The following is a 21419-nucleotide window of genomic DNA, read 5'->3' as shown; positions in this document are numbered from 1 at the left end:
TTGAGACTAGGTTAGTCCCAGCGCCAACATTTTTTTATACAACGTCGACCGCCCAAGCCCCAACCGCTTGGCCGCTTCTACAACATTTCCGTCACTGGCTTTGAGCGCCCCCGCAATCACCTGCCGATCAAACCGCTCCCGCGCCGCCGCAAAGGTTTCACCCTCGATCGCGTCCACCGGGCCACGGACTACTGGACTGAACGTACCAATCGCTGCACGAACCTGCACGGCATTCAACACCAGGTCATCACTCAACAGCGCCGCCCGCTCCAGCACATTGCGCAGTTCACGGATATTGCCCGGCCATGCATGTTGTGCGAGCAACGCCAGCGCCCCATGCTCCAGTTCGTGCTGGCTGCGCAGTTCCTCGAGGATCGCCTCGCTCAACGCCGGGATGTCCTCCAAGCGTTCACGCAACGGCGGCACCTGGATCGGCAGCACATTCAGCCGGTAATACAAATCCGCACGAAACTCGCCGCGCTTGATCGCCGCTTCCAGGTCCATGGAGGTGGCTGCAATCACCCGCACATCGCTGTGCAGCATCTCGTTGGAACCCACTGGTTCGAATTCTTTTTCCTGCAACACCCGCAGCAGTTTGCTTTGCAGCGGCAGCGGCATGTCGCCGATTTCATCGAGAAATAGCGTGCCGCCCTGGGCGATCTGAAACTTGCCAGGGCGGCCCTTGCGGTCGGCGCCGGTAAACGCGCCGGGTGCGGTGCCAAAGAACTCGGCTTCGAGCAGGTCATGGGGAATGGCCGCGCTGTTGATGCTTACGAAGGCTTTGTGCGCCCGCGGTGACGCGCCGTGGATGGCCTGGGCGAGCAGTTCCTTGCCGGTGCCGGTTTCGCCGAGCAGCAACACCGGCGACTCGGCGCTCGCACTGCGCCGCGCCCGGCGCTTGACCTCCAGGCTGGCGGCGCTGGTGCCGATAAAATGCGCGAAGTTGTATTTGCTTTGCCGCGAGCGCAGCAGCGAGCGCGTCGAGGCCAGCTCTTGTTGCATGCTCAGGTAGCGCTCGATCAGCGGCGACAGGTTGCGCAACTCGTCGAACAGCGCAAAGCCAATCGCGCCGATCACCGCTCCGGCATCATCGTGGATTGGCAGGCGCATCACCACCAGCGGGCCCTTGGGGGTGTCCTGGATATCCAGCAGTATCGGCCGGTCATCGCGCACCACCTGGCGCAACAGGCTATTGGAAATCACCTGCTCACAGGGTTGGCCGATGGCCTCATCGGCGCTGTGCAGGCCGAAACGCCTAGCGTAGCGCTCGTTCATCCACACGATGTTCGCGTCGCGATCGACAATGACCGTGCCTTCGCTGGATTGCTCGATGATCTCGAACAACGACTGAATGGCCAGGCCGCGAACGTGTTGATAATCCTTGAGGCTGGTACTCATGGAGGCAGAATCCTGTTGATCATCACAAAGGGATGTGCGCTGCAGCCAGCAGTTCTTTGGTATAGGGGTGCTGGGGCGAATCAAACACATCATGACTGGCACCGCGCTCCACTACCTTGCCATCCTTGACCACGATCATGTCATGGGCCATGGCGCGCACCACGGCCAGGTCATGGCTGATAAACAGGTAAGTCAGGCCATATTTGTCCTGCAGTTCACGCAGCAACGCCACCACTTGTTTCTGCACCGTACGGTCCAGGGCCGAAGTGGGTTCGTCGAGCAGCATCAGCGCCGGTTTGAGCACCAGGGCGCGGGCGATGGCGATGCGTTGGCGCTGGCCACCGGAAAACTCATGGGGGTAGCGATGTCGGCTGGCGGGGTCGAGGCCCACGTCCTTGAGCACCTGGATCACCTGGGCATCGCGCTCGGCCAGGCTGCATGGTGCATGCACTTCCAGGCCTTCGCTGATGATCTGCTCGACCGACATGCGCGGGCTGAGGCTGCCATAGGGGTCTTGGAACACCACCTGCATCTGCTTGCGCCACGGGCGCATCTGCTGATGATTGAGCGGGTCGAGGGCCTCACCCTGGAAGCGGATGCTGCCGGTGGAGTCAAGCAAACGCAGGATCGCCTGGCCCAACGTCGATTTGCCCGAGCCGGACTCACCGACAATCCCCAGGGTCTTGCCGCGCTGCACGCTGAGGCTGATGCCGTCGACCGCACGCAGGTAGGTCTTGCGCCGGAACAACCCGCCGCTGAGGGGGAATTTCACACTGAGGTCATCCACCTGCAACACCGTCTCGCGCTCATCACCGCACAGCGCATCGCCCGTGGGCTCGGCGTCCAGCAGCAGGCGGCTGTAAGGGTGCTGTGGGGCCGTGAACAAGGTCTGGCAATCAGCCTGCTCGACAATTTCCCCGGCGCGCATCACGCAGACCCGCTGGGCGATACTGCGCACCAGGTTAAGGTCATGGCTGATCAGCAGCAGCGACATGCCCAGGCGTTGCTGCAAAGACTTGAGCAGCAGCAGGATCTTGCGCTGCACGGTCACGTCCAGCGCGGTGGTGGGCTCGTCGGCAATCAGCAACTCCGGCTCGCAGGCCAGGGCCATGGCGATCATCACCCGCTGGCGCTGGCCGCCGGACAGCTGGTGCGGGTAGGCCTTGAGCCGTTCCTGGGGTTTCTGGATACCCACCAGCTCCAGCAGTTCGAGAATCCGCGCCTGCGCCTGCTTACCGCCCAGGCCCTTGTGCAGCAGCAGGGTTTCGCCGATCTGCTTTTCGATGCTGTGCAATGGATTCAGGGACGTCATCGGCTCCTGGAAGATCATCGCAATTCGGTTACCGCGCAGTTTTTGCAGGGTAGACGGCGCTGCACCGATCAACTCCTGGCCACGATACTTGATCGAGCCCGTGGTTTCGGTACCGACTTGCGGCAGCAGTTGCAGGATTGAATGGGCGGTCACTGACTTGCCCGAGCCCGACTCACCCACCAGCGCCAGGCACTCGCCGGGGCGCACATCCAGGCTCAGATTGCGTACCACGGTCTGGCCGCTGAACGCGACGCACAGGTCGCGGATTTCGATCAGGTTCATAGGCAATTACTCATGAGCGAGGGTCGAAGGCGTCACGCAACGCCTCGCCGATAAACACCAGCAACGACAGGATCAGCGCCAAGGTGAAAAACGCGGTCAGGCCCAGCCAGGGGGCTTGCAGGTTCTGTTTGCCCTGGGCAATCAGCTCACCCAGGGACGCGCTGCCAGCCGGCATACCGAAGCCGAGGAAATCCAGGGCGCTCAAGGTCGATATCGCCCCGGTCAAGATAAACGGCAGATAGCTGAGCGTCGCGGTCATGGCATTGGGCAGGATATGCCGGCGAATGATCTTGGCGTCACCCAGGCCCAGGGCGCGCGCGGCCTTGACGTACTCCAGGTTGCGCCCGCGCAGGAACTCGGCGCGCACCACATCCACCAGCGCCAGCCAGGAAAACAGCGCCATGATCCCCAGCAACCACCAGAAATTCGGCTCGACGAACCCCGACAGGATAATCAGCAGGTACAGCACCGGCAGGCCGGACCACACCTCCAGAATGCGCTGCCCGAGCAAATCCACCCAGCCGCCGTAGTAACCCTGCAACGCCCCGGCGGCAATGCCGATGGCGGCGCTGATGGCGGTCAAGGCCAGGGCAAACAGGATCGACACTCTTGCGCCGAAGATCACCCGCGCCAGCACATCGCGGGACTGGTCATCGGTGCCCAGCCAGTTCACCGCCGACGGTGGGCTCGGGGCAGGGCGGGTCAGCTCATAATTGGGGGTGTCGTCGCTGAAGGGAATCGGCGGGAACAGCATCCAGCCGCCGTCCTGCTTGATCAGCTTTTGCACGTAGTCACTGCGGTAGTCCGCCTGGAACGGCAGCTGGCCGCCGAACTGCTGTTCGGTGTAGCGCTTGAACACCGGGAAATACAGCTCGTTCTTGAAGCTGAGCACCAAGGGTTTGTCATTGGCGATCAACTCGCCGCCCAGAGTCAGGATAAACAGGCCGATAAACAACCACAGCGACCACCAGCCACGCCGGTTTTTCTTGAAGCGTTCGAAACGCCGACGCGCAACGGGAGACAGGTCAAGCATCAGGCGTTCCTCGCAGCAAAGTCGATACGCGGGTCCACCAGGGTGTAGCAGAGGTCACCGATGAGTTTTATCAAAAGGCCGAACAGGGTGAAGATAAACAGCGAGCCGAATACCACCGGGTAGTCACGGGACACTGCCGCCTCGTAGCTCATGCGGCCCAGGCCATCGAGGGAGAAGATCACTTCGATCAGCAGTGAGCCGGCAAAAAATACGCTGATAAACGCTTGGGGAATCCCCGAGATCACCAGCAGCATGGCATTGCGAAACACATGGCCGTACAGCACCCGGCGTTCGCTCAGGCCCTTGGCACGGGCGGTCACCACGTACTGGCGGGTAATCTCATTGAGGAACGAGTTCTTGGTGAGGATGGTCAAGGTGGCAAACCCGCCGATCACCAGCGCCGTCACCGGCAAAACCAGGTGCCAGAAATAGTCGGCAATCTTGCCCACGGTGCTCAGTTCGGCAAAGTTTTCCGACACCAGCCCGCGCACCGGGAACCAGTTCAGCGACGTACCGCCGGCGAATACCACAATCAGAAACATCGCAAACAGGAACGCCGGCATCGCGTAACCGATCACGATGGCCGTGCTGCTCCACATATCAAAGCTGCTGCCATGGCGCACGGCCTTGCGTATCCCCAAGGGTATCGACACCAGGTAGGTGATCAGCGTCGCCCACAGGCCAAGGGAAATGGTAACTGGCATCTTTTCCAGGATCAGGTCGGTCACCGTCGCGCCGCGAAAGAAACTGTTGCCGAAGTCCAACTGGGCGTAGTTCTTGAGCATCAACCATAGGCGTTCCGGTGCGGACTTATCGAAGCCGTATTGTTTTTCGATGTCCTTGATCAGCTTCGGGTCCAGGCCACGACTGGCCCGCGAGCCGCTGATGCCTTCGCCGGATGCGCCCGCTACACCGCCGCCGCCAATGCCTTGCAGATGGGCAATGGCCTGTTCCACCGGCCCGCCGGGCGCGGCTTGCACGATCACGAAGTTCACCAGCAGGATGATCACCAGCGTCGGGATGATCAGCAGCAGGCGCCGTACGATATAGGCAAACATCAACGGGCTCCTCCGCGTTTTTTCAGCTCGGCCTGCATTTGCTCGTTAGTCAGTGGCGTGGGGCTGACTTCCCACCAGGTTTCCAGGGCTTCGTCATTCTTCGCCTCGATCGCCGGGCGGCCGAAACGGTTCCACCACGCGGCGGAGGTGCCCGGGGGGTAATAGTTGGGGATCCACAGGTAATTCCATTGCAGCACACGGTCCAGGGCGTGGGCGTAGGTCAGCATCTGTGCCTGGGTGTCGGCCTTCACCAAACCGTTGATCAGCGTATCGACGGCCGGATCCTTGAGTGCGATGTAGTTGTTGGCGCCCGGATCGAACGCAGCGGCGGAGCCGAAGTAGTTGTACAGCTCCATGCCGGGCGAGGTGGTGACCGGGAAACCGGTGACGATCATGTCGTAGTCGCGGGCCATCAGGCGGTTCACGTACTGCGAAGAGTCGATGCGGCGGATATTGAGGGTGATGCCGATCTGCGCCAGGTTGCGCTTGTAGGGCAGCAACAGGCGCTCAAGCCCGTTCTGGACGTTGAGGAAGGTGAACTCCAACGGCTCGCCCTGGGCGTTGACGAGTTTGTCACCCACCGGTTTCCAGCCCGCGTCCTCAAGCAGTGCCAGGGCTTGCAGTTGTTTATCGCGGATCATGCCGCTGCCGTCGGTGACCGGGGCCTTGAATACCTGGGTAAACACTTCATCCGGGATTTGCCCGCGCAACGGTTCCAGGATCGCCAGTTCTTCCTGGGTCGGCAATTGGCTGGCCGCCAGCGGGCTGTTGGAAAAGTAGCTTTGCTGGCGGATGTACAGGTTGCGCATCATTTGCCGGTTGGCCCATTCGAAATCCCACAGCATCGCCAGGGCCTGGCGCACGCGGCGATCTTTGAAAATCGGCTTCTGCACGTTGAACACATAGCCTTGGGCCGGTTGCGGCATCTCTTTGGCCAGGTGCGCGCGCTGCAGGCGACCATCGTCCAGCGCCGGGCCGTTGTAGCCGATGGAATAGCCGGTGGCGGAGAATTCACGGTTGAAGTCGTAGGCGCCGCCGCGCAGCACCTGGCGCGCCACTTCGGTGTCGCCGAAGTATTCCAGGCTCAGGTGATCAAAGTTGTACAGGCCACGGCTGACCGGCAAATCCCTGCCCCACCAATCCGGATCGCGGGTAAAGGTGATGGTGCTGCCGGCGTCGATCTTGCTGACCTTGTACGGGCCGCTGCCCAGCGGGGCTTCGTAGCCGCCGCCATTGGCAAAGTCACGGGTCTTCCACCAATGTTCCGGGAACACCGGCAAGGTGGCGATATCCAGGGGCAGGGTGCGGTTTTCGTTGCTGGAGAAGTCGAAGCGCACCTGACGCTCGCCTTCGACTTCGACGTGCTTGACGTCGGCAAACAACGTGCGAAAGCGCAGGCTGCCTTGGGTCATCAGCAGATCGAAGCTGTAGCGCACGTCTTCGGCTGTAATCGGGGTACCGTCGGCGAAACGCGCCTTGGGATTGAGGTAGAAACGTAGCGACAGGCCGTCGTCGGCGCGCTCCATTTTTTCTGCCACCAGGCCATAAACGGTGTAGGGCTCATCCAGCGAGCGCAGCGCCAGGGGCGCATACACCCAGCCGTCGACCTGAGACACGCCAATACCTTTGTCGATATACGGCAGCACATGATCAAACCGCCCGACCTCCAGCGCCGAGCGCCGCAGGCTGCCGCCCTTGGGCGCGTTGGGGTTGGCATAGTCGAAGTGGCTGAAGCCGGCGGGGTACTTGGCGGGCTCGCCGTAAACCGTCAGGTAGGTTTGCGGGGCTGCGATCGCCGCAGTGCTGGCCATCAGCAGGGCCAAGGTGGAGCAGAGCAGAGATGAAAAAGCCAATTGCATTATCAGCCTTGAACGCCGGGTTAAGAAGAATAGGGATTTGTACGCTAACGGCCTGGGCATCGCCAGTCATCACATGCACAACGGCCCGCCAAAGGGCGGGCCGTTGTTTATCGCATCTGCGCCGATTGAATCAATCCTGGCGGCTGGTGACTTCCAGCAGGTGATAACCGAACTGGGTTTTCACCGGGCCCTGCACGGTATTGACCGGGGCGCTGAATACGACAGTGTCGAATTCCTTGACCATTTGGCCTGGGCCGAACGAACCCAGGTCACCGCCCTGGCGGCTGGATGGGCAGGACGAATTGGCTTTGGCGATTTCTGCGAAATCAGCGCCGCCTTCGATTTGGGCCTTGAGCTCGTTGCACTTGTCTTCAGTGGAAACGAGGATGTGACGGGCGGTGGCTTTGGCCATGGGGAATAACTCCTAGAGTAAAAAAACGGTGAGCGTACCGGATTCAGGCGGTTATTTCCTGGCAAAGTTCCGCTGCTGTTCAGTCGTGCCTTTTTCCGTGTGGCGGTTCAAGGCAACACGATGTAGTCGTTGCGCTGCACGATCGGTTGGTGCGGCCCCTGCACCAGGTGGATATAACGGCCGTCCACCAAGTCGATCGGCAGGCAGTCGTCAATATCCAGCACGCCGTCGGTGTGGGCCTGGGACCAGTGGCGCAGCATCTGCTGCTTGCCCTGGCTCATGGCCTGCTGTTTGTTACGAGCGACTACCAGCAGGTAGTGATGGGCCTCGCCGAAGCTATGGGCTTCATAGCCACCGAGGTTGATGAAGTACAGGCGGGGCACGTCGCCATGGGGCGCCAGATGGCTCAGTTCAACTTTCCAGCCGTCGACGCCGTCGACCGCCATCCATGAGTCGATGTGCACACCCTTGGGGCTGCCAAACCAGGCGTCGCGCAATTGCGGGTAGCTGGCCTGCAACGTGTCCGCCACGGCGAACACCACATCGTGTACTTCGATTTTGGCCCGTGGATGCTTGCCCCCGAGCATGACGACAAACAGCATTACCGGTGATTCCTGGCGACTGGCGAAAGGGCAACCATACTGCGATTGAACCCTTTTGTCCGCTCAATGCCACATTGTTAATCAGCACACTCACCAGGAGGTTGTCATGCGTACCATTGATCTGGCCGGTGTTCCCGTCCCTGTCATCGGCCAGGGGACCTGGCGCATGGGCGAAGACCCAAGCCGGCGCCGCGCCGAAGTTGCTGCGCTGCAACTGGGTATCGATGAGGGCCTGACGCTCATCGATACCGCCGAGATGTATGGCGACGGCGGTGCCGAAGAGGTGGTCGCAGAGGCAATTCGTGGCAAGCGCGACCAGGTATTTCTGGTCAGCAAGATCTATCCGCATAACGCCAGCCAAAAGGGCGTGCCTCGCGCCTGCGAAGCCAGCCTTCAGCGCCTTGGCACCGATTACATTGATTTGTATCTGTTGCACTGGCGCGGCCAGTACCCACTTGAAGAAACTGTCGAAGCGTTCGAGCGTTTGCGCGAGGCCGGCAAAATCGGCCGCTGGGGTGTTTCCAACTTTGATGTGGCAGACCTGCAGGAGCTCGCATCCCCTGCATGTGCGACCAATCAAGTGCTCTACAACATTGAAGAGCGCGGGATAGAGTTCGACCTGTTGCCATGGTGGCAACAGCATCATTTGCCACTGATGGCTTATTGTCCCATCGCCCAGGGTGGTGAGCTGCTGTCGAGCCCGACCCTCAAGCAGATCGCACGTCGCCATGAGGTCACACCGGCCCAGGTATCGCTGGCGTGGGTCCTGCGCCAGGAGGGTGTTATCGCAATCCCCAAGGCGGTCACACCTGAACACATCCGACTCAACGCCGCAGCTGCGAAGCTGGTGTTGGATGAACATGACCTGGACGCTATCGATCGTGTGTTCGCAGCGCCCAAGCGTAAGCACCCATTGGCGATGGTGTAACCGGCCAGCAGGAACGGCGCCTTCCCTGGCAGCCGTTCCCGCTTTAAACCGTGGTTAGCCGGCCACTGGGCTGCGCCAGTCGTCCGAGCCGGAAGTTCCGGCCACTTCGTGAGTCCAGATGATCTTGCGATAGGTGAAGTGCACATCCTCCAGATGGGTGAAGTGGGCGTTGTCGGGGTCCTGGCAGTTGGGCATGCGTGACTGGATGTCCACGATAGTCGCACCCTCCAGTTCAATGGTGAAGTAGTGCTCCTGGGTTCCGGCGGACGAGGTGCGCAGCCATTCGAGGCGGCAGGAGACTTCTTCACCGCTGGTCAGGGCGCTGAACAGCAACGGTGACGATTTATCGAAAACCTTGCTGATCATCAGCGGCTTGTGCACGCGCTGACCTGTCGGCTGGCCCGATTGCGGATCGCGAGGAATGATCACCTGATGGGCAAACGCCTGGACCAGTATCTGATCCTCATGACCTTCCTGATAAATGTTGCCTACCGAGTCCTGAGTAAATGTGCCTGCCGTGATCAAGCCTTGTTTGACTCCGGTGATGGAGAGGTACGCGGGTGTTGGCATGATTGGTTTCCTTGCCGGGTTGAGTAGGTTTTGCCGAACAGCGAAATGGCTGAACGGGTAAGTGCCTATAACCTATAACAAGAAGCGTGCCTGAAAGTGTGAAGTTCAATGAAATAAGGGTGAGCACTGTTTGATGCGCTGCGTATTGGATTTTATTCCGGGCGATGGGCTGTTTTTAGTTGTAAAAGTTGCGCATCGATGCGCACTTAGTTGCTCACGTGTTTTTACGGTGAAGTATACGGCTGGCCGAGCTGACAGAGTTGTTGTTACTCGAATGTGTGCGCAAATAGCTGCGCAGGCCAAGATTATAGCGGCGCGTAGGATGTTTCTTAAGTTTTGGTCCGTCGCTTGCTCATTGCTTTATGCGTGGCTAAGGTTCTTGTGTCTCGATATGTTTGAACGGAACTTAACGGCTCTCTGATACGTACTTTAATGGCGTTAAGTTTGCCTATTTTGCCTTGGATGGTTGTGTGCGGCCGAAAATGAGTCATTCAAAAGAACTTTATGCCTATTATTTGGAAGTTGCACGAGCAGCCTGTTCGTCGGGCAATTTCGTGGGCATTGATATGCGCTTTTCCAGCGAGTTCGAAGCGCTGGAAGACGAGCTTGGCAAAGCGCAGTCGGTTCATGGCAATGGGCTGCCGGATTGGCAGCGGGTCAGCGAAATCAGCGAATGCCTGCTGCGTGAGCACTCCAAGGATCTGCGTGTCGCCTGCTGGTTGACCTGGGCCTTGTATCAGCGTGATTCATTGGCTGGATTGCTGGCCGGCCTCGGTGTGCTGCGTGAGCTCTGCGAGCACCATTGGGTGCACGTCTACCCTGGCAAACTGCGTACCCGCGTTGCTGCGTTTGGCTGGTTGGTGTCGCGCCTTGAGCAAGCGTTTGCAAAAAAAATCTCGCTCAATGATCAACAGCCTTTATTTCAAGCGTTGCTGGAACACCTCGAACATCTGGACCAACTATGGGCCCAACATCTGGGGAGTGATGCTCCCGTGCTGCTGCCGATTCGACGGCAATTGGCGGAGGGCTTGGCCGATGCGGCGCAAGAGGCGCCAGAAGCTGATGGGCGCGCGGGTGCTATCGCCGGCGTGAGGCAAGCGGCGGTCCAGTTGCCCACCCCCGAGCAACCGGTCAACAGCGAAAAAGAGGCGCACAAATTACTGCGCTCATTACAGGAACAGGCCCGGCCTTTATGCGCCTGGTGGTTGCGTCAGAACGCCACCGACCTGCGGGCTTTGCGCCTGGGCCGAACCTTGGCGTGGCTGATGCTCGTCAACTACCCCGACGCCAACAGTGAACGAGTAACCGCGCTGCGCCCATTGGCCGCCGACAAGCTCAAGCGTTATCAGGAGCGCTTGAGCCAAGGCCATTACGCCGATGTGTTGTTCGAACTGGAAGTCAGTCTGGCCGGTGCGTTGTTCTGGTTCGATGGTTTGCGCATGGCCTGGGAGTGTCTGGACGGCTTGCACGCGGACCTGGCCATGGCCGAACTGGAGATACATTTCGCGTTGCTGCTGCAGCGCCTGCCAAACCTGACGGAGTACCGCTTCGACGACGGCACCCCCTTTGCCGACACTGCGACAGCCGAGTGGATTGCGCTGCACGTGATGCGCCATGTGCGCAAGCCTGCGCCCAGTGAAGTCGTGACCGACCTGACGACCCAGCCCTGGGAGGCGGCGTTGGAGTCGGTAATGCCTTGTCTGCGCAAGGACGGACTCAAAGCCGCAGTGGGCGTGATCAAGCAAGGCTTGCACGGTGCGCGCAGTGATCGCTGCCGTTTTCATTGGCGCCTGGCGCTGGCCAGGTTGTGCATGGCGGCCGGCAAACACGAGCTGGCCAGGATCCAGCTGGAGCAACTCGATCTTCAATTACAGCGCACGGGCCTGGAAGGCTGGGAGCCGGCGTTGGCCCTGCAAGTCGCTCAGCTCCTGTATCGCTGCTACGACCTGTTACCTCAAAGCCAAGCCATACGCGACGGCAAGGATGCCCTGCATCGCCGGTTGTGTCATTTCGACCTGGAAGCAGTACTTCAATAGTGCCTCATCAAATAAAAGGAAAAGCACCATGGCCAAAGACGGTTCGGTAGCCCCCAAGGAACGTATCAATATCACCTTCAAACCCGCCGTCGGCGGTGCGCAGGAAGAAGTCGAACTGCCGTTGAAGCTGCTGGTGCTGGGAGACTTTTCCCAACGTGCGGACCTGCGCAAGCTGGAAGATCGCAAGCCCATCGGTATCGACAAACACACCCTCGACGAGGTGTTGGCCAAGCAGGCAGTGAGCCTGACGCTGAACGTACCCAATCGCCTCCAGGATCAAGCCGACGTGGAAGAACTGGCGATCCAGGTTCGCATCAACGCGATGAAAGACTTCAATCCCGCGAATCTTGTCGAGCAGATCCCGGAGTTGCAAAAGCTGATGGCACTGCGTGAAGCGCTGGTGGCGCTCAAGGGGCCATTGGGTAACACCCCAAGCTTTCGCAAGGCTATCGAGCAGGCACTGACCCATGGTGATTCCCGAGCACAAGTCATGGCCGAGCTGGGGCTGCCCAGCCCAGACGCCTGACATTTTCAGTAAAAGGACACTGACCCCATGACCACGATTCAACACGAACTGCAATCGGTACAAACTATCCACACCTGCAGCATCCTCGACAACATCACCGCCCAGACATTGCTGAGCGCTGACGACGAGGCTTACGGCATCGCCAAGCGCGGCGTATCGGCGTTTATCGCGGAGCTGCTCAAGCCACACAACCGTGACGAACCGGTAAAGAAACGCCTGGTCGACCGGATGATCGCCGAAATCGATACCAAGCTCAGCCAGCAAATGGATGAGATCCTGCACCATCCCGACTTCCAGGCACTGGAAGCTTCCTGGCGGGGGTTGCAGTTGCTGGTCGACCGCACCAATTTTCGCGAGAACATCAAGATCGAGCTGTTGAATGTCTCGCGCGAAGACCTGCTGGATGATTTCGAGGATTCCTCGGAAATCACTCAGTCCGGGCTTTACAAGCATGTTTACAGCGCTGAATACGGTCAGTTCGGTGGGCAGCCGGTGGGTGCGATCATTGCCAATTATTTTCTCTCGCCCAGTGCGCCCGATGTAAAGCTGATGCAATACGCCTCCAGCGTCGCCAGCATGGCTCACGCCCCCTTTATTGCTGCGGCGGGGCCGAGTTTCTTTGGCTTGGAAAGCTTCACCGGGCTGCCCGACCTGAAAGACCTGCGGGATCACTTCGAAGGGCCGCAGTTTGCCAAATGGCAAAGCTTTCGCCAGAGCGAAGACGCCCGTTACATTGGCCTTACCGTCCCGCGCTTTCTGTTGCGCACCCCGTATGATCCCCTTGAGTGCCCAGTCAAGACCTTTGCGTATCAGGAAAACGTGGTTAACAGCCACGAGCATTACCTGTGGGGCAATACCGCCTATGCCTTTGCCACGCGGCTGACAGACAGTTTCGCTCGCTTTCGCTGGTGCCCGAATATCATCGGGCCGCAAAGCGGCGGGGCCGTCGAGGACCTCCCACTGCATCACTTCCAGAGCATGGGCGAGATTGAAACCAAGATCCCTACCGAAGTGCTGGTATCGGATCGGCGCGAATACGAGCTGGCGCAAGAAGGGTTCATCGCCTTGACCATGCGCAAGGGCAGCGACAATGCAGCGTTCTTTTCCGCCAGCTCCGTGCAAAAGCCCAAATCCTTTGGCATCAGTGAAGAAGGCAGGGCGGCAGAACTGAATTACCGCTTGGGCACCCAATTGCCCTACATGATGGTGGTCAACCGCCTGGCCCATTACCTCAAGGTTCTGCAACGCGAACAGTTGGGCGCTTGGAAAGAGCGCACGGACCTTGAGCAGGAACTCAACAAGTGGGTTCGCCAATATGTGGCGGACCAGGAAAACCCCAGCGCCGAAGTGCGTGGACGGCGCCCACTACGTGCCGCGCGCATCGTCGTCAGTGATGTCGAGGGCGAGCCCGGCTGGTACCGCGTCAACGTGACGGTGCGCCCGCATTTCAAGTACATGGGGGCAGACTTCACCTTGTCCCTGGTTGGCAAGCTCGATAAAGAATGAGCAGAGGCCAGGGCATGGTTCAGCACAACAGCCTTTTCGAACGCCTTGAATGCGGTGAGTCAACGCGAGGGTGTCCTGTGGCGTCCATCGCCGCACATCTGGGAAAAATGCTCAGCACACGTGCGGGCAGTGTCCAGACACTGGTTGATTACGGTTTGCCTGATCTCAACGACATGCGCCTGAGCCTGCATGAATCATTGACTCAGTCGCGGCTGCATATCGAGCGTTTTATCCAGGCCTACGAACCGCGACTGGCGAATGTGCATGTCAGGCTGTTGCCCGATGTGCGTGGGTCCCTGGTCCTGGCATTTGCAATTGAAGCTGAGCGAGTTATCGACGGCGTCCTGCAACCGGTCGTGTTTCAGGCCCGTCTTGCGCAAGCCGGGCGGGTAGAGGTTTTCGTCCATGACGTTTAACCGCTACTTTCAAAGTGAACTCAGCGCGCTGCGCCAACAAGGGCGGCGTTTTTCCGAGCGTAATCCAGCTCTGGCGCCGTTTCTTGCTGAGGCCGGCCAGGACCCGGATGTCGAGCGTCTACTGGAGGGGTTTGCATTTCTGACCGCTCGCCTGCGCCAAAAGCTGGATGACGAACTGCCCGAGCTGACGCATTCGTTGATGCACTTGTTATGGCCCCATTACATGCGGCCAACACCGGCCTTCAGCATCCTGCAATTCGACCCCTTGAAACGTGCCGGCCCCAGTGTTCGAGTGGCCCGGGACACCGCCGTGGAAAGCGCTCCCATCAAAGGTGAGCGTTGCCGGTTCCGCACATGCTATGCCACCGACATCATGCCCTTGCAACTCAGTGGCCTGGAATACCGCTGCCAGGGCGAAGGGGCCTGGCTGGAGTTGCAACTGACCATGAGTACCCAAGGTAACTTCAGTGAGTTGGCATTTGATTCGCTGAGGCTGCACTTGGCTGGCGACCACTACATCAGTCAGGGCCTGTACCTCAGCCTGTTGCGCCATGTCGACAGTATCTGCCTGTCGCTGCTGGATCATGAGGGTATGCCGGTGAGGACCCGCGACGAGCAACCTGTGACGCTGCGCCTCAGTGCCGGCCAGGTCCAGCCAGTGGGGTTTTCCCCGGAGCAGGCGCTGATTCCTTATCCGCAGAACACCTTTGATGGTTATCGGCATCTGCAGGAGTACTTCGCTTTTCCCGAGAAATACCTGTTTGTCGACGTCGAAGGGCTGAACGTGGTGCACACGCTGCCTGACGAGCTGCTCCGGGAGGCGCATGGCATGGTGATGCGCTTCGAACTTCACACCCAGGGCCGTGATCCCCTGCGTCCAACCCTGGACAACGTGAAGCTGTATTGCACGCCCATCGTCAACCTGTTCAAACAGGATGCGATCCCCATTCGCCTGGACGGTAAACAGGATGAGTACCTGTTGGTACCTGGGGAATATACGCCGGGCAATGCCAGTGTGTTTTCCGTGGACCAGGTCACCGGGTGGCGCCCCGGCGGGTTGGGCTATCAGACCTATGTGCCGTTCGAGTCGTTTGAACATGACTGCGTTCACGAGGCTTCGGCGGCACCCTCCAGTTACAGCATTCGCCAGCGTTCATCGGTACAGCATGGCGGGCTTGATACCTGGATGGGATTCCCCAGCCGCCGCGAACAGGGCCAGGAAACCCTGTCGGTCGAACTGACCTGTACCAATTGCAACCTGCCGCGCCAACTTCGTGCAGGCGAAATCAGCCTGCCCGGGGAACAGACCCCGGAGTCATTGGGGTTTTGCAACATCACCACACCCACCGCGAGCTTTGCGCCGCCACTGGACCAGGGTTTTTTGTGGAAGCTCATCAGCAATATGTCGGTCAACTATCTGTCGTTGACCGATATCAATGCCTTGAAAGTGATACTCCAAACCTACGACTTGCCAGGCTATCACGATCGACAGGCGTTGAAGGTCAGTCAGAAAAGGTTGAGCGCTTTGCGCTCCATTCGCCATGAGGCGGTGGACCGTCTGCACCGCGGGCTGCCTGTTCGAGGCTTGCAGGTCGAGCTGACGGTTGATTCCCAGGGCTTTGTCGGTCAGGGCGATCTGTTTGTATTCGCCTCTGTTCTCAATCAGTTCTTTGCACTCTATGCCAGCCTCAATTCGTATCACGAGTTGCGGGTCATCAGCACACAAGGAGACGTGTACCTATGGCCATCCCGGATGGGGCAGCAACCGCTGTTTTGACTCAACTTTGCCGTGTGATTCGTGAGTACACGCTATTTCAGGCGATTGTGCAGGTCATCGAACGACTGCGCGAGGCCCATCCGCTGCTGGATGACGAGGCGCTGTATGACCAATTGGAGTTCCAGGCCAACCCCGGTTTTGGGTTTGCTGCGCACGATATCGACCGCGTGGAGTTTTTCAGCGAGCACGGGGCCTTGCGCGCTCGCTTGCGTCTCAACGTATTGGGGTTATTCGGTGCTGGCTCGCCGCTACCTGCGTTTTACGCCGAGCAAGCGTTTGCCGAGCGTTCGGGCGGCAACCCGACTCGAGATTTCCTTGATCTGTTCCATCACCGCCTGCAGCGCTTGATGTTGCCGATCTGGCGCAAATACCGTTATCGGGCGTGTTTCCGGGCAGGTGCTGACGACAGGTTCTCCGAGCAGATGTTTGCCTTGATGGGGCTGGGCGACAGCGCAATTCGCAGTGCTTCGCAGCTTGATTGCAAGCGCCTGCTGCCTTATCTGGGCCTGCTGAGTTTGCGAGTGCACTCGGCTGCGCTGATCGAGGTTGTCCTGCGTTACTACTTCAAGCACGACGCGTTGTTTATCGAGCAATGGGTGGAGCGCACGGTCGAGGTCAGCCAGTTGCAATGCAATCATCTGGGGCGGGCCAATAGTGCCCTTGGTCAGGACCTTGTCCTGGGGCATCGCATCGCTGACCGCAGCGGTAAGTTCAGGGTGCATCTTCCGGCGCTGGGTTGGCAGCGTTTGCATGATTTTCTGCCTATCGCAGAGGCGTACCAGCGGCTGTGCGCGCTGGTGCGACTGACCCTGCGCGACCCTCTGGAATACGACCTGCGCCTGACGTTGGCACCGGGCGAGGTCAGGCCGTTGCACATTGGCGAAAACACGCTTTGCCGCCTGGGCTGGACCACCTGGCTGGCGCATGAACAGGCCGACGGCGTGGTCACGCTTGCCGGCAATTTTCACAGGGGTTGATGATCATGATGAATGTGGACCTGCCAGGCGAATTGTCCGACCCACTGGTATACGCCAATGCGCTGGCCGCCTGCTTTACACGCCTGGCGTTGTACCGTGATGAACAGGCGCTGCCTGACGCGCTCGTCGCCGGTGTGGCACAACTGAGCCAGTGCGAACTCAGCCAGTTTTACCTGTTCAATGAAGTGACCGGTCGCCTTGAACTGATTGCCCAGCATTTGTCCGAGGGGGCATCGATGGTCGCAGATTCTGATCTGCACCCTCCACCCCTGTTGAACCATGCCTTGAGCCAAGGCGCTGTCCTGAGCCTGGAAGATGTGCAGAGCAGTTGCCATGACGTTCATTTCCTGCCCGTACCGGTGAAGCCCTGGCGGGCGCTGTTGAGCGTGCCATTGCTCAATCGTGGTGAGCGGGTCGCCGGTGTGCTGCTGTGCGCTCGGCAACAGCCGGCCCAGTTGCAAGGCTACGCCACCTCCCTGGCGCAGTTGGGCAGCTTCGCCGTGAACCAGCTGCTGGTACTGCGCAGTATGCAGCCCAACGTTGATTCAAGGCTCAGGTGCAACAAGCCGTTGGCCAGGGAGTACGGATTGATTGGCTCCAGTGCGGCGATGAAGCAGACGTGCCATTTGATCAGTAAAGTCCTGCATACCCCGTACACCGTACTGCTGTGCGGCGAGACCGGTACCGGCAAGGAAGTGGTAGCTCGGGCCATTCATGCGGCCGGCCCGCGCCGGGAGAAAGCCTTCGTGGTACAGAACTGCGCAGCGTTCCCTGAAGGGCTGCTTGAGAGCGAGCTCTTCGGTTATCGCAAAGGTGCGTTCACGGGGGCCGAGCGCAATCATGCGGGCCTGTTTGATACCGCGCACGGCGGTACGTTGCTGCTGGATGAAATCGGCGACATGCCGCTGGCACTGCAAGCCAAATTGCTGCGGGTTTTGCAGGAGGGCGAGGTCCGGCCGCTGGGTGCCAGCGCGGCGCATAAGGTCGACGTGCGGATCATTGCGGCGACTCATCGCGACCTCGCTGCGATGGTCGCCGAGGGGCGCTTTCGCGAAGACCTCTATTACCGGCTCGTGCAGTTCCCGATCACGTTACCGGCCCTGCGCGAGCGAGACGGCGACCTGCTGCAACTGGCGCGCTACTTCACTGACGAGGCGTGCGCGGCGCTGGAGAGGTCACCCGTGGGTTGGTCCACCCTGGCCCTTGATCAACTCTCCGGCCACGCCTTTCCCGGCAACGTACGCGAGCTTAAATGCATGGTTGAGCGTGCCGTGTTGTTGTGTGACGCCGACGTGATCTTGCCGGAACACCTGGCGCTGCCACCGACTGCGGCGCCGGCCGCGAGCGACGATGTGACGCTGCGCCAGCGCATGGAACGAGTAGAGCGAGTGTTCCTGCTCGATTGCTTGCACAAGAACCATGGCAATCGCACCCGTACCGCGCGGGAGCTAGGGGTTGCCCGACGCACGCTGCTTTACCGCCTTGCACGCTTGAATATCCCCGTCGGCGATGCCAGGGAGAAATGCTGAATGGCGCACTTGATTTTTACTGTGGGAGAAACCTGATGCCTGACCGTCCATGGCACGCCGTGTTGCTTGTGTTGTGTTTGCTGGGTGGCTGTAACGCCAACTACGTGTTCGATGATACCGAGTACCGTCCTCTGGGTGACCCACAGGCAATTACTCGTGGCCGATGAATAGAGGGATCATGACGATGCAGCTTGTGTTTGAGGTCTGTGCGGTCGACAGCGCCAGCGCCGAACCCTCGGCCCACAAAGTATTTGACGCGGTGGGCGGCGTGATTGGCCGCGGCCCCGGATGTGACTGGGTGATACCCGACCCCAGCCGCGTGCTCTCCAGTCACCATGGATTAGTCGGTTACCGTGAGGGCCGCTATTTCCTGACTGATATCAGCCGCAACGGTATTGGCGTGGCAGGCAGTGCTGAACGCCTGCGCAAGGGGCAGGCGCGATTGATCAATGATGGCGATGTATTCGAACTTGGGGCGTTGGCGCTACGTGCGCGTTTGTTGCAACCCGCACGACCTTGCGGCGAGCTGCGTGCCAGTGCGGCAGTACCGATTCCCGATGATGCCTTCCTGTCCCTGGACCCTCTGCACGCGCTGGACCTGGAGCACCAGCAGCAGGCCATCTCGGATGACCTGGCAGCATTGAGCGAGGCCGTTGATGAGCAAGGGGTGTGGGCCGAACGCCACGGGACCGATAGGGAGCATGTGACATTCCCGCGCCGGGCAGAACCCGGGGTAGACGCTGCTGCAGTGCACGTTAGTGCAATGGCACCCTCGACTGATGAAGTGTTCTGGTCACAGTTCGCGGCGGCCTTGGGCGTGGGGCTCGACGCACTCGACCCAGCGGCCAGGGAGGTGCTGGCGATCAAGGTGGCGGGCTTGTTTCGCTTGACGATCCAGGGGCTGCAACAAGCTCTGCGCACGCGTGAAGAGTTGCATCACGAATGGGGGAGGTCGTCGTTCGACAGTCAGGGCGCAGCCCGGAACCCCTTGAAAATGTTCAGTGATACCAACGCGGCGTTATCCGCACTGCTGGATACAGAGGCTTTGGGCCAAATGCCCGCCTTGCGGGCCATTGGTCAGGCTCATCGGGAGCTGCAGGTACATCAGGTCGCGCTGCAGGCTGCCTGTCGCAGCACCGTGAATAAGGTGTACACGGCCTTCGAGCCGAACCATTTGGCCTGGTGCTTTGAGTCTCAGGGCAAGCCGCCAAGATTTTTTACCGATGGGGCGCGTTGGCGTGCTTACCAGCGTCACTACCAGCGTTTGGTGGCGCAAGGGCCGTTGAACGATCACCCGTTGAACGGCGATTTTGCCACGGCCTATGAAGAACAGGTGCGCCTGATCTCCTCCCTGCACATTGATTTTTCAGGATGATATTCATGTATCGAGCCACCCGCGCTTTGGTGTTGCTTTTGTCTGGTTTCCTGGCGGGTTGCAGCGCCGTATCGCCTTTTTCCACGCTGACCAAGCTGGACGTGGTGTTGACCGCCAACGAGCACGTCAACCCCGACCTGCACGGTCGCCCCTCTCCCGTGGTGGTGCAGTTGATCGAACTGCGCCATGGCGTCGCCTTCGAACATGCCGACTTCTTCAGCCTGTATGACAAGGCGCAGCAATTGCTGGCAAAGGACTGGGTAAGCAGTGAAGAAGTCGAGCTGCGTCCAGGTGACCGCTTGGCGCTCAAACTCCGTATCGGTCCCGACAGTCGTTTTGTGGGGGTGTTGGCGGCTTACCGAGACTTGCCGCACGTTCAATGGCGGCAGTTGATCCCCGTGACTCTGCACCAGCGCAACCGTGCCGATCTGGTGCTGGACCAGGACGGCATACGCGTTGTCGACTCGCTCGCCGTGATGGAGGTGCGCTGAGATGCCTGTTCATAAAGTGATCTGGCAAGAAGGCATGTTGCTGCGGCCACAGCACTTGCAGCACAACGACCGCTATTACCAACAGCAACTCAACCAGACGCGCTTGTTGGGCAGTGATGCCTGGGGCTTCCTTACCCTGGAGTTGAATGAGCAATACCTAAAGCTGGGCAAGCTGGTGGTCAACCAGGCAAGTGGCGTCTTGCCGGACGGGAGCTTGTTTGATTTGAGTACCGCTATGGAACCGCTGGTGTTGCAGGTGCCAACTGATGCGGGAAGGCAGGGCATTTACCTGGCACTGCCCCTGGCCAGCGGCAATCACCTTGAGGTTCGCCAGCCTGAACAGAGCGATGTTCTGGCGCGTTACCTGCGATGCGAAGTGGAAGTGGGAGACTCCAACCTGGGTGTAGATGCGCGTTGCCGAATCAGCTGCGCACGGCCCGACTTACGCCTTGTATTGGGCGAGCAAACGGGTGATCAGAGCTTCGTCAAACTCAAGGTTGCCCAGGTACTGGATGTCAGCGGTGAAGGGGGCGTGAGCCTGGATAACGCGTTCATTCCGACCTTCATTTTCGTGCAGGAGCATGGCTACTTGGCGTCGTGCCTTAACGAAGTCGTCGGTCTGCTTGCCAGCCGTGGCGATGCCATCGCGGCGCGCATTCGTGGCGAGAGCACGGCTGCAAGCACACAACTCGGTGATTTCCTGATGCTGCAGGTGATCAATCGTACCGAACTCGCGCTGCGGCACTGCCTGAGCCAGGCCCAGGTTCGGCCTGAAGCGCTGTTCCGCCTGTTGGTGTCGATGCTCGGCGAGCTATCAACGTTCGCCTGTGACAGTAAACGCGCGCAGCTGGACGTGCATTATCGACACAGCGACCAGGGCGCCAGTTTTCGTGGGCTGATGGAGCGCGTACGCGCCGTCCTGTCGGTGGTGCTTGAGCAACATGCGATCGAATTGACATTGCAACCACGCCAGTACGGCGTTCTGGTCTGCCCGGTCAGCGAGTTGAAATTGCTCGGCACGGCCACGTTCATCCTGGCAGCCACCGCGCAGTGTGAGGCAGAGGAACTGCGCCAGCGCCTGCCGGCCCACCTGAAAGTCGGGCCGGTAGAGCGCATACGTGAGTTGGTCAACCTGCACCTGGCCGGTATCAAGGTCAAGCCGCTGCCAGTGGCGCCGCGGCAGATTCCGTTTCATGCCGGCAAGACCTATTTCATCCTCGATATGAGTGCCCCCGAGATCGCGCAATTGCAGCAGTCGGGCGGTTTCGCGTTCCACGTAGGCGGTGACTTCGCCGGGCTTGAACTCAACTTTTGGGCCATCAGGAATTGAAT

General features: G+C 59.7%; 20 protein-coding genes. 12 read left to right on the top strand and 8 right to left on the bottom strand.

Features of this window, described 5'->3' with window-relative positions; genetic code table 11:
• Window positions 1-6: 6 nt before the first annotated feature.
• The 7 genes from IH404_RS16545 to IH404_RS16515 form a co-directional block, all read right to left on the bottom strand.
• Window positions 7-1398, bottom strand: coding sequence for a sigma 54-interacting transcriptional regulator (locus IH404_RS16545; protein ID WP_194438467.1), 1392 nt, complete (start codon window positions 1396-1398; stop codon window positions 7-9).
• Between the two features lie 22 nt (window positions 1399-1420).
• Window positions 1421-2992, bottom strand: coding sequence for an ABC transporter ATP-binding protein (locus tag IH404_RS16540; RefSeq protein WP_194438465.1), 1572 nt, complete (start codon window positions 2990-2992; stop codon window positions 1421-1423).
• 10 nt (window positions 2993-3002) lie between these two features.
• Complete coding sequence (locus IH404_RS16535) at window positions 3003-4025, bottom strand: ABC transporter permease (RefSeq protein ID WP_005788807.1); 1023 nt, start codon at window positions 4023-4025, stop codon at window positions 3003-3005.
• Complete coding sequence (gene yejB, locus IH404_RS16530) at window positions 4025-5083, bottom strand: microcin C ABC transporter permease YejB (protein ID WP_005788805.1); 1059 nt, start codon at window positions 5081-5083, stop codon at window positions 4025-4027. Before yejB ends, IH404_RS16535 begins: the two co-directional genes overlap by 1 nt.
• Window positions 5083-6942, bottom strand: a complete 1860-nt coding sequence (locus IH404_RS16525; RefSeq protein WP_194438464.1) for an extracellular solute-binding protein — start codon at window positions 6940-6942, stop codon at window positions 5083-5085. The genes yejB and IH404_RS16525 overlap by 1 nt, the downstream gene beginning before the upstream one ends.
• Window positions 6943-7072: 130 nt before the next feature.
• The gene (locus IH404_RS16520; protein ID WP_005788801.1) at window positions 7073-7354 is read right to left on the bottom strand and encodes a peptidylprolyl isomerase; all 282 of its coding nucleotides are present in this window, start codon (window positions 7352-7354) and stop codon (window positions 7073-7075) included.
• A 107-nt stretch (window positions 7355-7461) separates the two neighbouring features.
• A complete protein-coding gene (locus tag IH404_RS16515; protein WP_005788798.1) occupies window positions 7462-7956 on the bottom strand; it encodes a DUF1543 domain-containing protein in 495 nt (164 codons plus the stop codon).
• 106 nt (window positions 7957-8062) lie between these two features.
• On the opposite strand from IH404_RS16515, the gene IH404_RS16510 reads away from it, so the two are divergent.
• Window positions 8063-8884 carry an aldo/keto reductase gene (locus IH404_RS16510; RefSeq protein WP_005788796.1) on the top strand — a complete coding sequence of 274 codons (822 nt, stop codon included), beginning with the start codon at window positions 8063-8065 and terminating at the stop codon, window positions 8882-8884.
• A 54-nt stretch (window positions 8885-8938) separates the two neighbouring features.
• On the opposite strand, the gene IH404_RS16505 is transcribed toward IH404_RS16510, so the two are convergent.
• The gene (locus IH404_RS16505) at window positions 8939-9454 is read right to left on the bottom strand and encodes an Hcp family type VI secretion system effector (protein ID WP_005788794.1); all 516 of its coding nucleotides are present in this window, start codon (window positions 9452-9454) and stop codon (window positions 8939-8941) included.
• Between the two features lie 482 nt (window positions 9455-9936).
• On the opposite strand from IH404_RS16505, the gene tssA reads away from it, so the two are divergent.
• From tssA to tssK, 11 genes are read left to right on the top strand one after another with little or no spacing between them, the layout of a single operon-like run.
• Entirely contained in the window at window positions 9937-11490 is a 1554-nt protein-coding gene (gene tssA / locus IH404_RS16500) for a type VI secretion system protein TssA (RefSeq protein ID WP_194438462.1), read from the top strand.
• A gap of 28 nt (window positions 11491-11518) precedes the next feature.
• The gene (tssB, locus tag IH404_RS16495) at window positions 11519-12016 is read left to right on the top strand and encodes a type VI secretion system contractile sheath small subunit (protein WP_005788788.1); all 498 of its coding nucleotides are present in this window, start codon (window positions 11519-11521) and stop codon (window positions 12014-12016) included.
• 27 nt (window positions 12017-12043) lie between these two features.
• Entirely contained in the window at window positions 12044-13522 is a 1479-nt protein-coding gene (gene tssC, locus IH404_RS16490; protein WP_005788785.1) for a type VI secretion system contractile sheath large subunit, read from the top strand.
• Window positions 13523-13536: 14 nt separating this feature from the next.
• Window positions 13537-13938: a type VI secretion system baseplate subunit TssE gene (gene tssE, locus IH404_RS16485; protein ID WP_005788783.1), complete on the top strand. Its 402-nt coding sequence runs from the start codon at window positions 13537-13539 to the stop codon at window positions 13936-13938.
• The gene (tssF, locus tag IH404_RS16480) at window positions 13928-15715 is read left to right on the top strand and encodes a type VI secretion system baseplate subunit TssF (RefSeq protein ID WP_194438461.1); all 1788 of its coding nucleotides are present in this window, start codon (window positions 13928-13930) and stop codon (window positions 15713-15715) included. Before tssE ends, tssF begins: the two co-directional genes overlap by 11 nt.
• Window positions 15679-16692 (top strand): type VI secretion system baseplate subunit TssG, encoded by a 1014-nt coding sequence (gene tssG, locus IH404_RS16475; RefSeq protein WP_194438460.1) that lies wholly within the window; start codon window positions 15679-15681, stop codon window positions 16690-16692. The genes tssF and tssG overlap by 37 nt, the downstream gene beginning before the upstream one ends.
• An 8-nt stretch (window positions 16693-16700) precedes the next feature.
• On the top strand, window positions 16701-18221 hold the full coding sequence (locus tag IH404_RS16470; RefSeq protein ID WP_005788779.1) for a sigma-54-dependent Fis family transcriptional regulator: 1521 nt from the start codon (window positions 16701-16703) through the stop codon (window positions 18219-18221).
• A gap of 35 nt (window positions 18222-18256) precedes the next feature.
• Window positions 18257-18388 (top strand): hypothetical protein, encoded by a 132-nt coding sequence (locus IH404_RS16465; RefSeq protein ID WP_005788777.1) that lies wholly within the window; start codon window positions 18257-18259, stop codon window positions 18386-18388.
• 11 nt (window positions 18389-18399) lie between these two features.
• Window positions 18400-19596, top strand: coding sequence for a type VI secretion system-associated FHA domain protein TagH (tagH, locus tag IH404_RS16460; RefSeq protein ID WP_194438459.1), 1197 nt, complete (start codon window positions 18400-18402; stop codon window positions 19594-19596).
• Between the two features lie 5 nt (window positions 19597-19601).
• Window positions 19602-20087 (top strand): type VI secretion system lipoprotein TssJ, encoded by a 486-nt coding sequence (tssJ, locus tag IH404_RS16455; protein ID WP_005788774.1) that lies wholly within the window; start codon window positions 19602-19604, stop codon window positions 20085-20087.
• Window position 20088: 1 nt separating this feature from the next.
• Window positions 20089-21417: a type VI secretion system baseplate subunit TssK gene (gene tssK / locus IH404_RS16450; protein WP_005788773.1), complete on the top strand. Its 1329-nt coding sequence runs from the start codon at window positions 20089-20091 to the stop codon at window positions 21415-21417.
• The last annotated feature ends 2 nt before the right edge of the window (window positions 21418-21419 follow it).

The organism is Pseudomonas sp. OST1909, assembly GCF_015277575.1.
Lineage (GTDB): Bacteria > Pseudomonadota > Gammaproteobacteria > Pseudomonadales > Pseudomonadaceae > Aquipseudomonas > Aquipseudomonas synxantha_A.
The sequence above is the reverse complement of the archived record's forward strand: the minus strand, read 5'-3'. Positions and strand labels throughout refer to the sequence as shown.

Coding starts and splice junctions, on each gene's coding strand:
- IH404_RS16545 (WP_194438467.1), bottom strand. CDS start 1,398: ATGAGTACCAGCCTCAAGGATTATCAACACGTTCGCGGCCTGGCCATT.
- IH404_RS16540 (WP_194438465.1), bottom strand. CDS start 2,992: ATGAACCTGATCGAAATCCGCGACCTGTGCGTCGCGTTCAGCGGCCAG.
- IH404_RS16535 (WP_005788807.1), bottom strand. CDS start 4,025: ATGCTTGACCTGTCTCCCGTTGCGCGTCGGCGTTTCGAACGCTTCAAG.
- yejB (WP_005788805.1), bottom strand. CDS start 5,083: ATGTTTGCCTATATCGTACGGCGCCTGCTGCTGATCATCCCGACGCTG.
- IH404_RS16525 (WP_194438464.1), bottom strand. CDS start 6,942: ATGCAATTGGCTTTTTCATCTCTGCTCTGCTCCACCTTGGCCCTGCTG.
- IH404_RS16520 (WP_005788801.1), bottom strand. CDS start 7,354: ATGGCCAAAGCCACCGCCCGTCACATCCTCGTTTCCACTGAAGACAAG.
- IH404_RS16515 (WP_005788798.1), bottom strand. CDS start 7,956: ATGCTGTTTGTCGTCATGCTCGGGGGCAAGCATCCACGGGCCAAAATC.
- IH404_RS16510 (WP_005788796.1), top strand. CDS start 8,063: ATGCGTACCATTGATCTGGCCGGTGTTCCCGTCCCTGTCATCGGCCAG.
- IH404_RS16505 (WP_005788794.1), bottom strand. CDS start 9,454: ATGCCAACACCCGCGTACCTCTCCATCACCGGAGTCAAACAAGGCTTG.
- tssA (WP_194438462.1), top strand. CDS start 9,937: ATGAGTCATTCAAAAGAACTTTATGCCTATTATTTGGAAGTTGCACGA.
- tssB (WP_005788788.1), top strand. CDS start 11,519: ATGGCCAAAGACGGTTCGGTAGCCCCCAAGGAACGTATCAATATCACC.
- tssC (WP_005788785.1), top strand. CDS start 12,044: ATGACCACGATTCAACACGAACTGCAATCGGTACAAACTATCCACACC.
- tssE (WP_005788783.1), top strand. CDS start 13,537: ATGGTTCAGCACAACAGCCTTTTCGAACGCCTTGAATGCGGTGAGTCA.
- tssF (WP_194438461.1), top strand. CDS start 13,928: ATGACGTTTAACCGCTACTTTCAAAGTGAACTCAGCGCGCTGCGCCAA.
- tssG (WP_194438460.1), top strand. CDS start 15,679: ATGGCCATCCCGGATGGGGCAGCAACCGCTGTTTTGACTCAACTTTGC.
- IH404_RS16470 (WP_005788779.1), top strand. CDS start 16,701: ATGAATGTGGACCTGCCAGGCGAATTGTCCGACCCACTGGTATACGCC.
- IH404_RS16465 (WP_005788777.1), top strand. CDS start 18,257: ATGCCTGACCGTCCATGGCACGCCGTGTTGCTTGTGTTGTGTTTGCTG.
- tagH (WP_194438459.1), top strand. CDS start 18,400: ATGACGATGCAGCTTGTGTTTGAGGTCTGTGCGGTCGACAGCGCCAGC.
- tssJ (WP_005788774.1), top strand. CDS start 19,602: ATGTATCGAGCCACCCGCGCTTTGGTGTTGCTTTTGTCTGGTTTCCTG.
- tssK (WP_005788773.1), top strand. CDS start 20,089: ATGCCTGTTCATAAAGTGATCTGGCAAGAAGGCATGTTGCTGCGGCCA.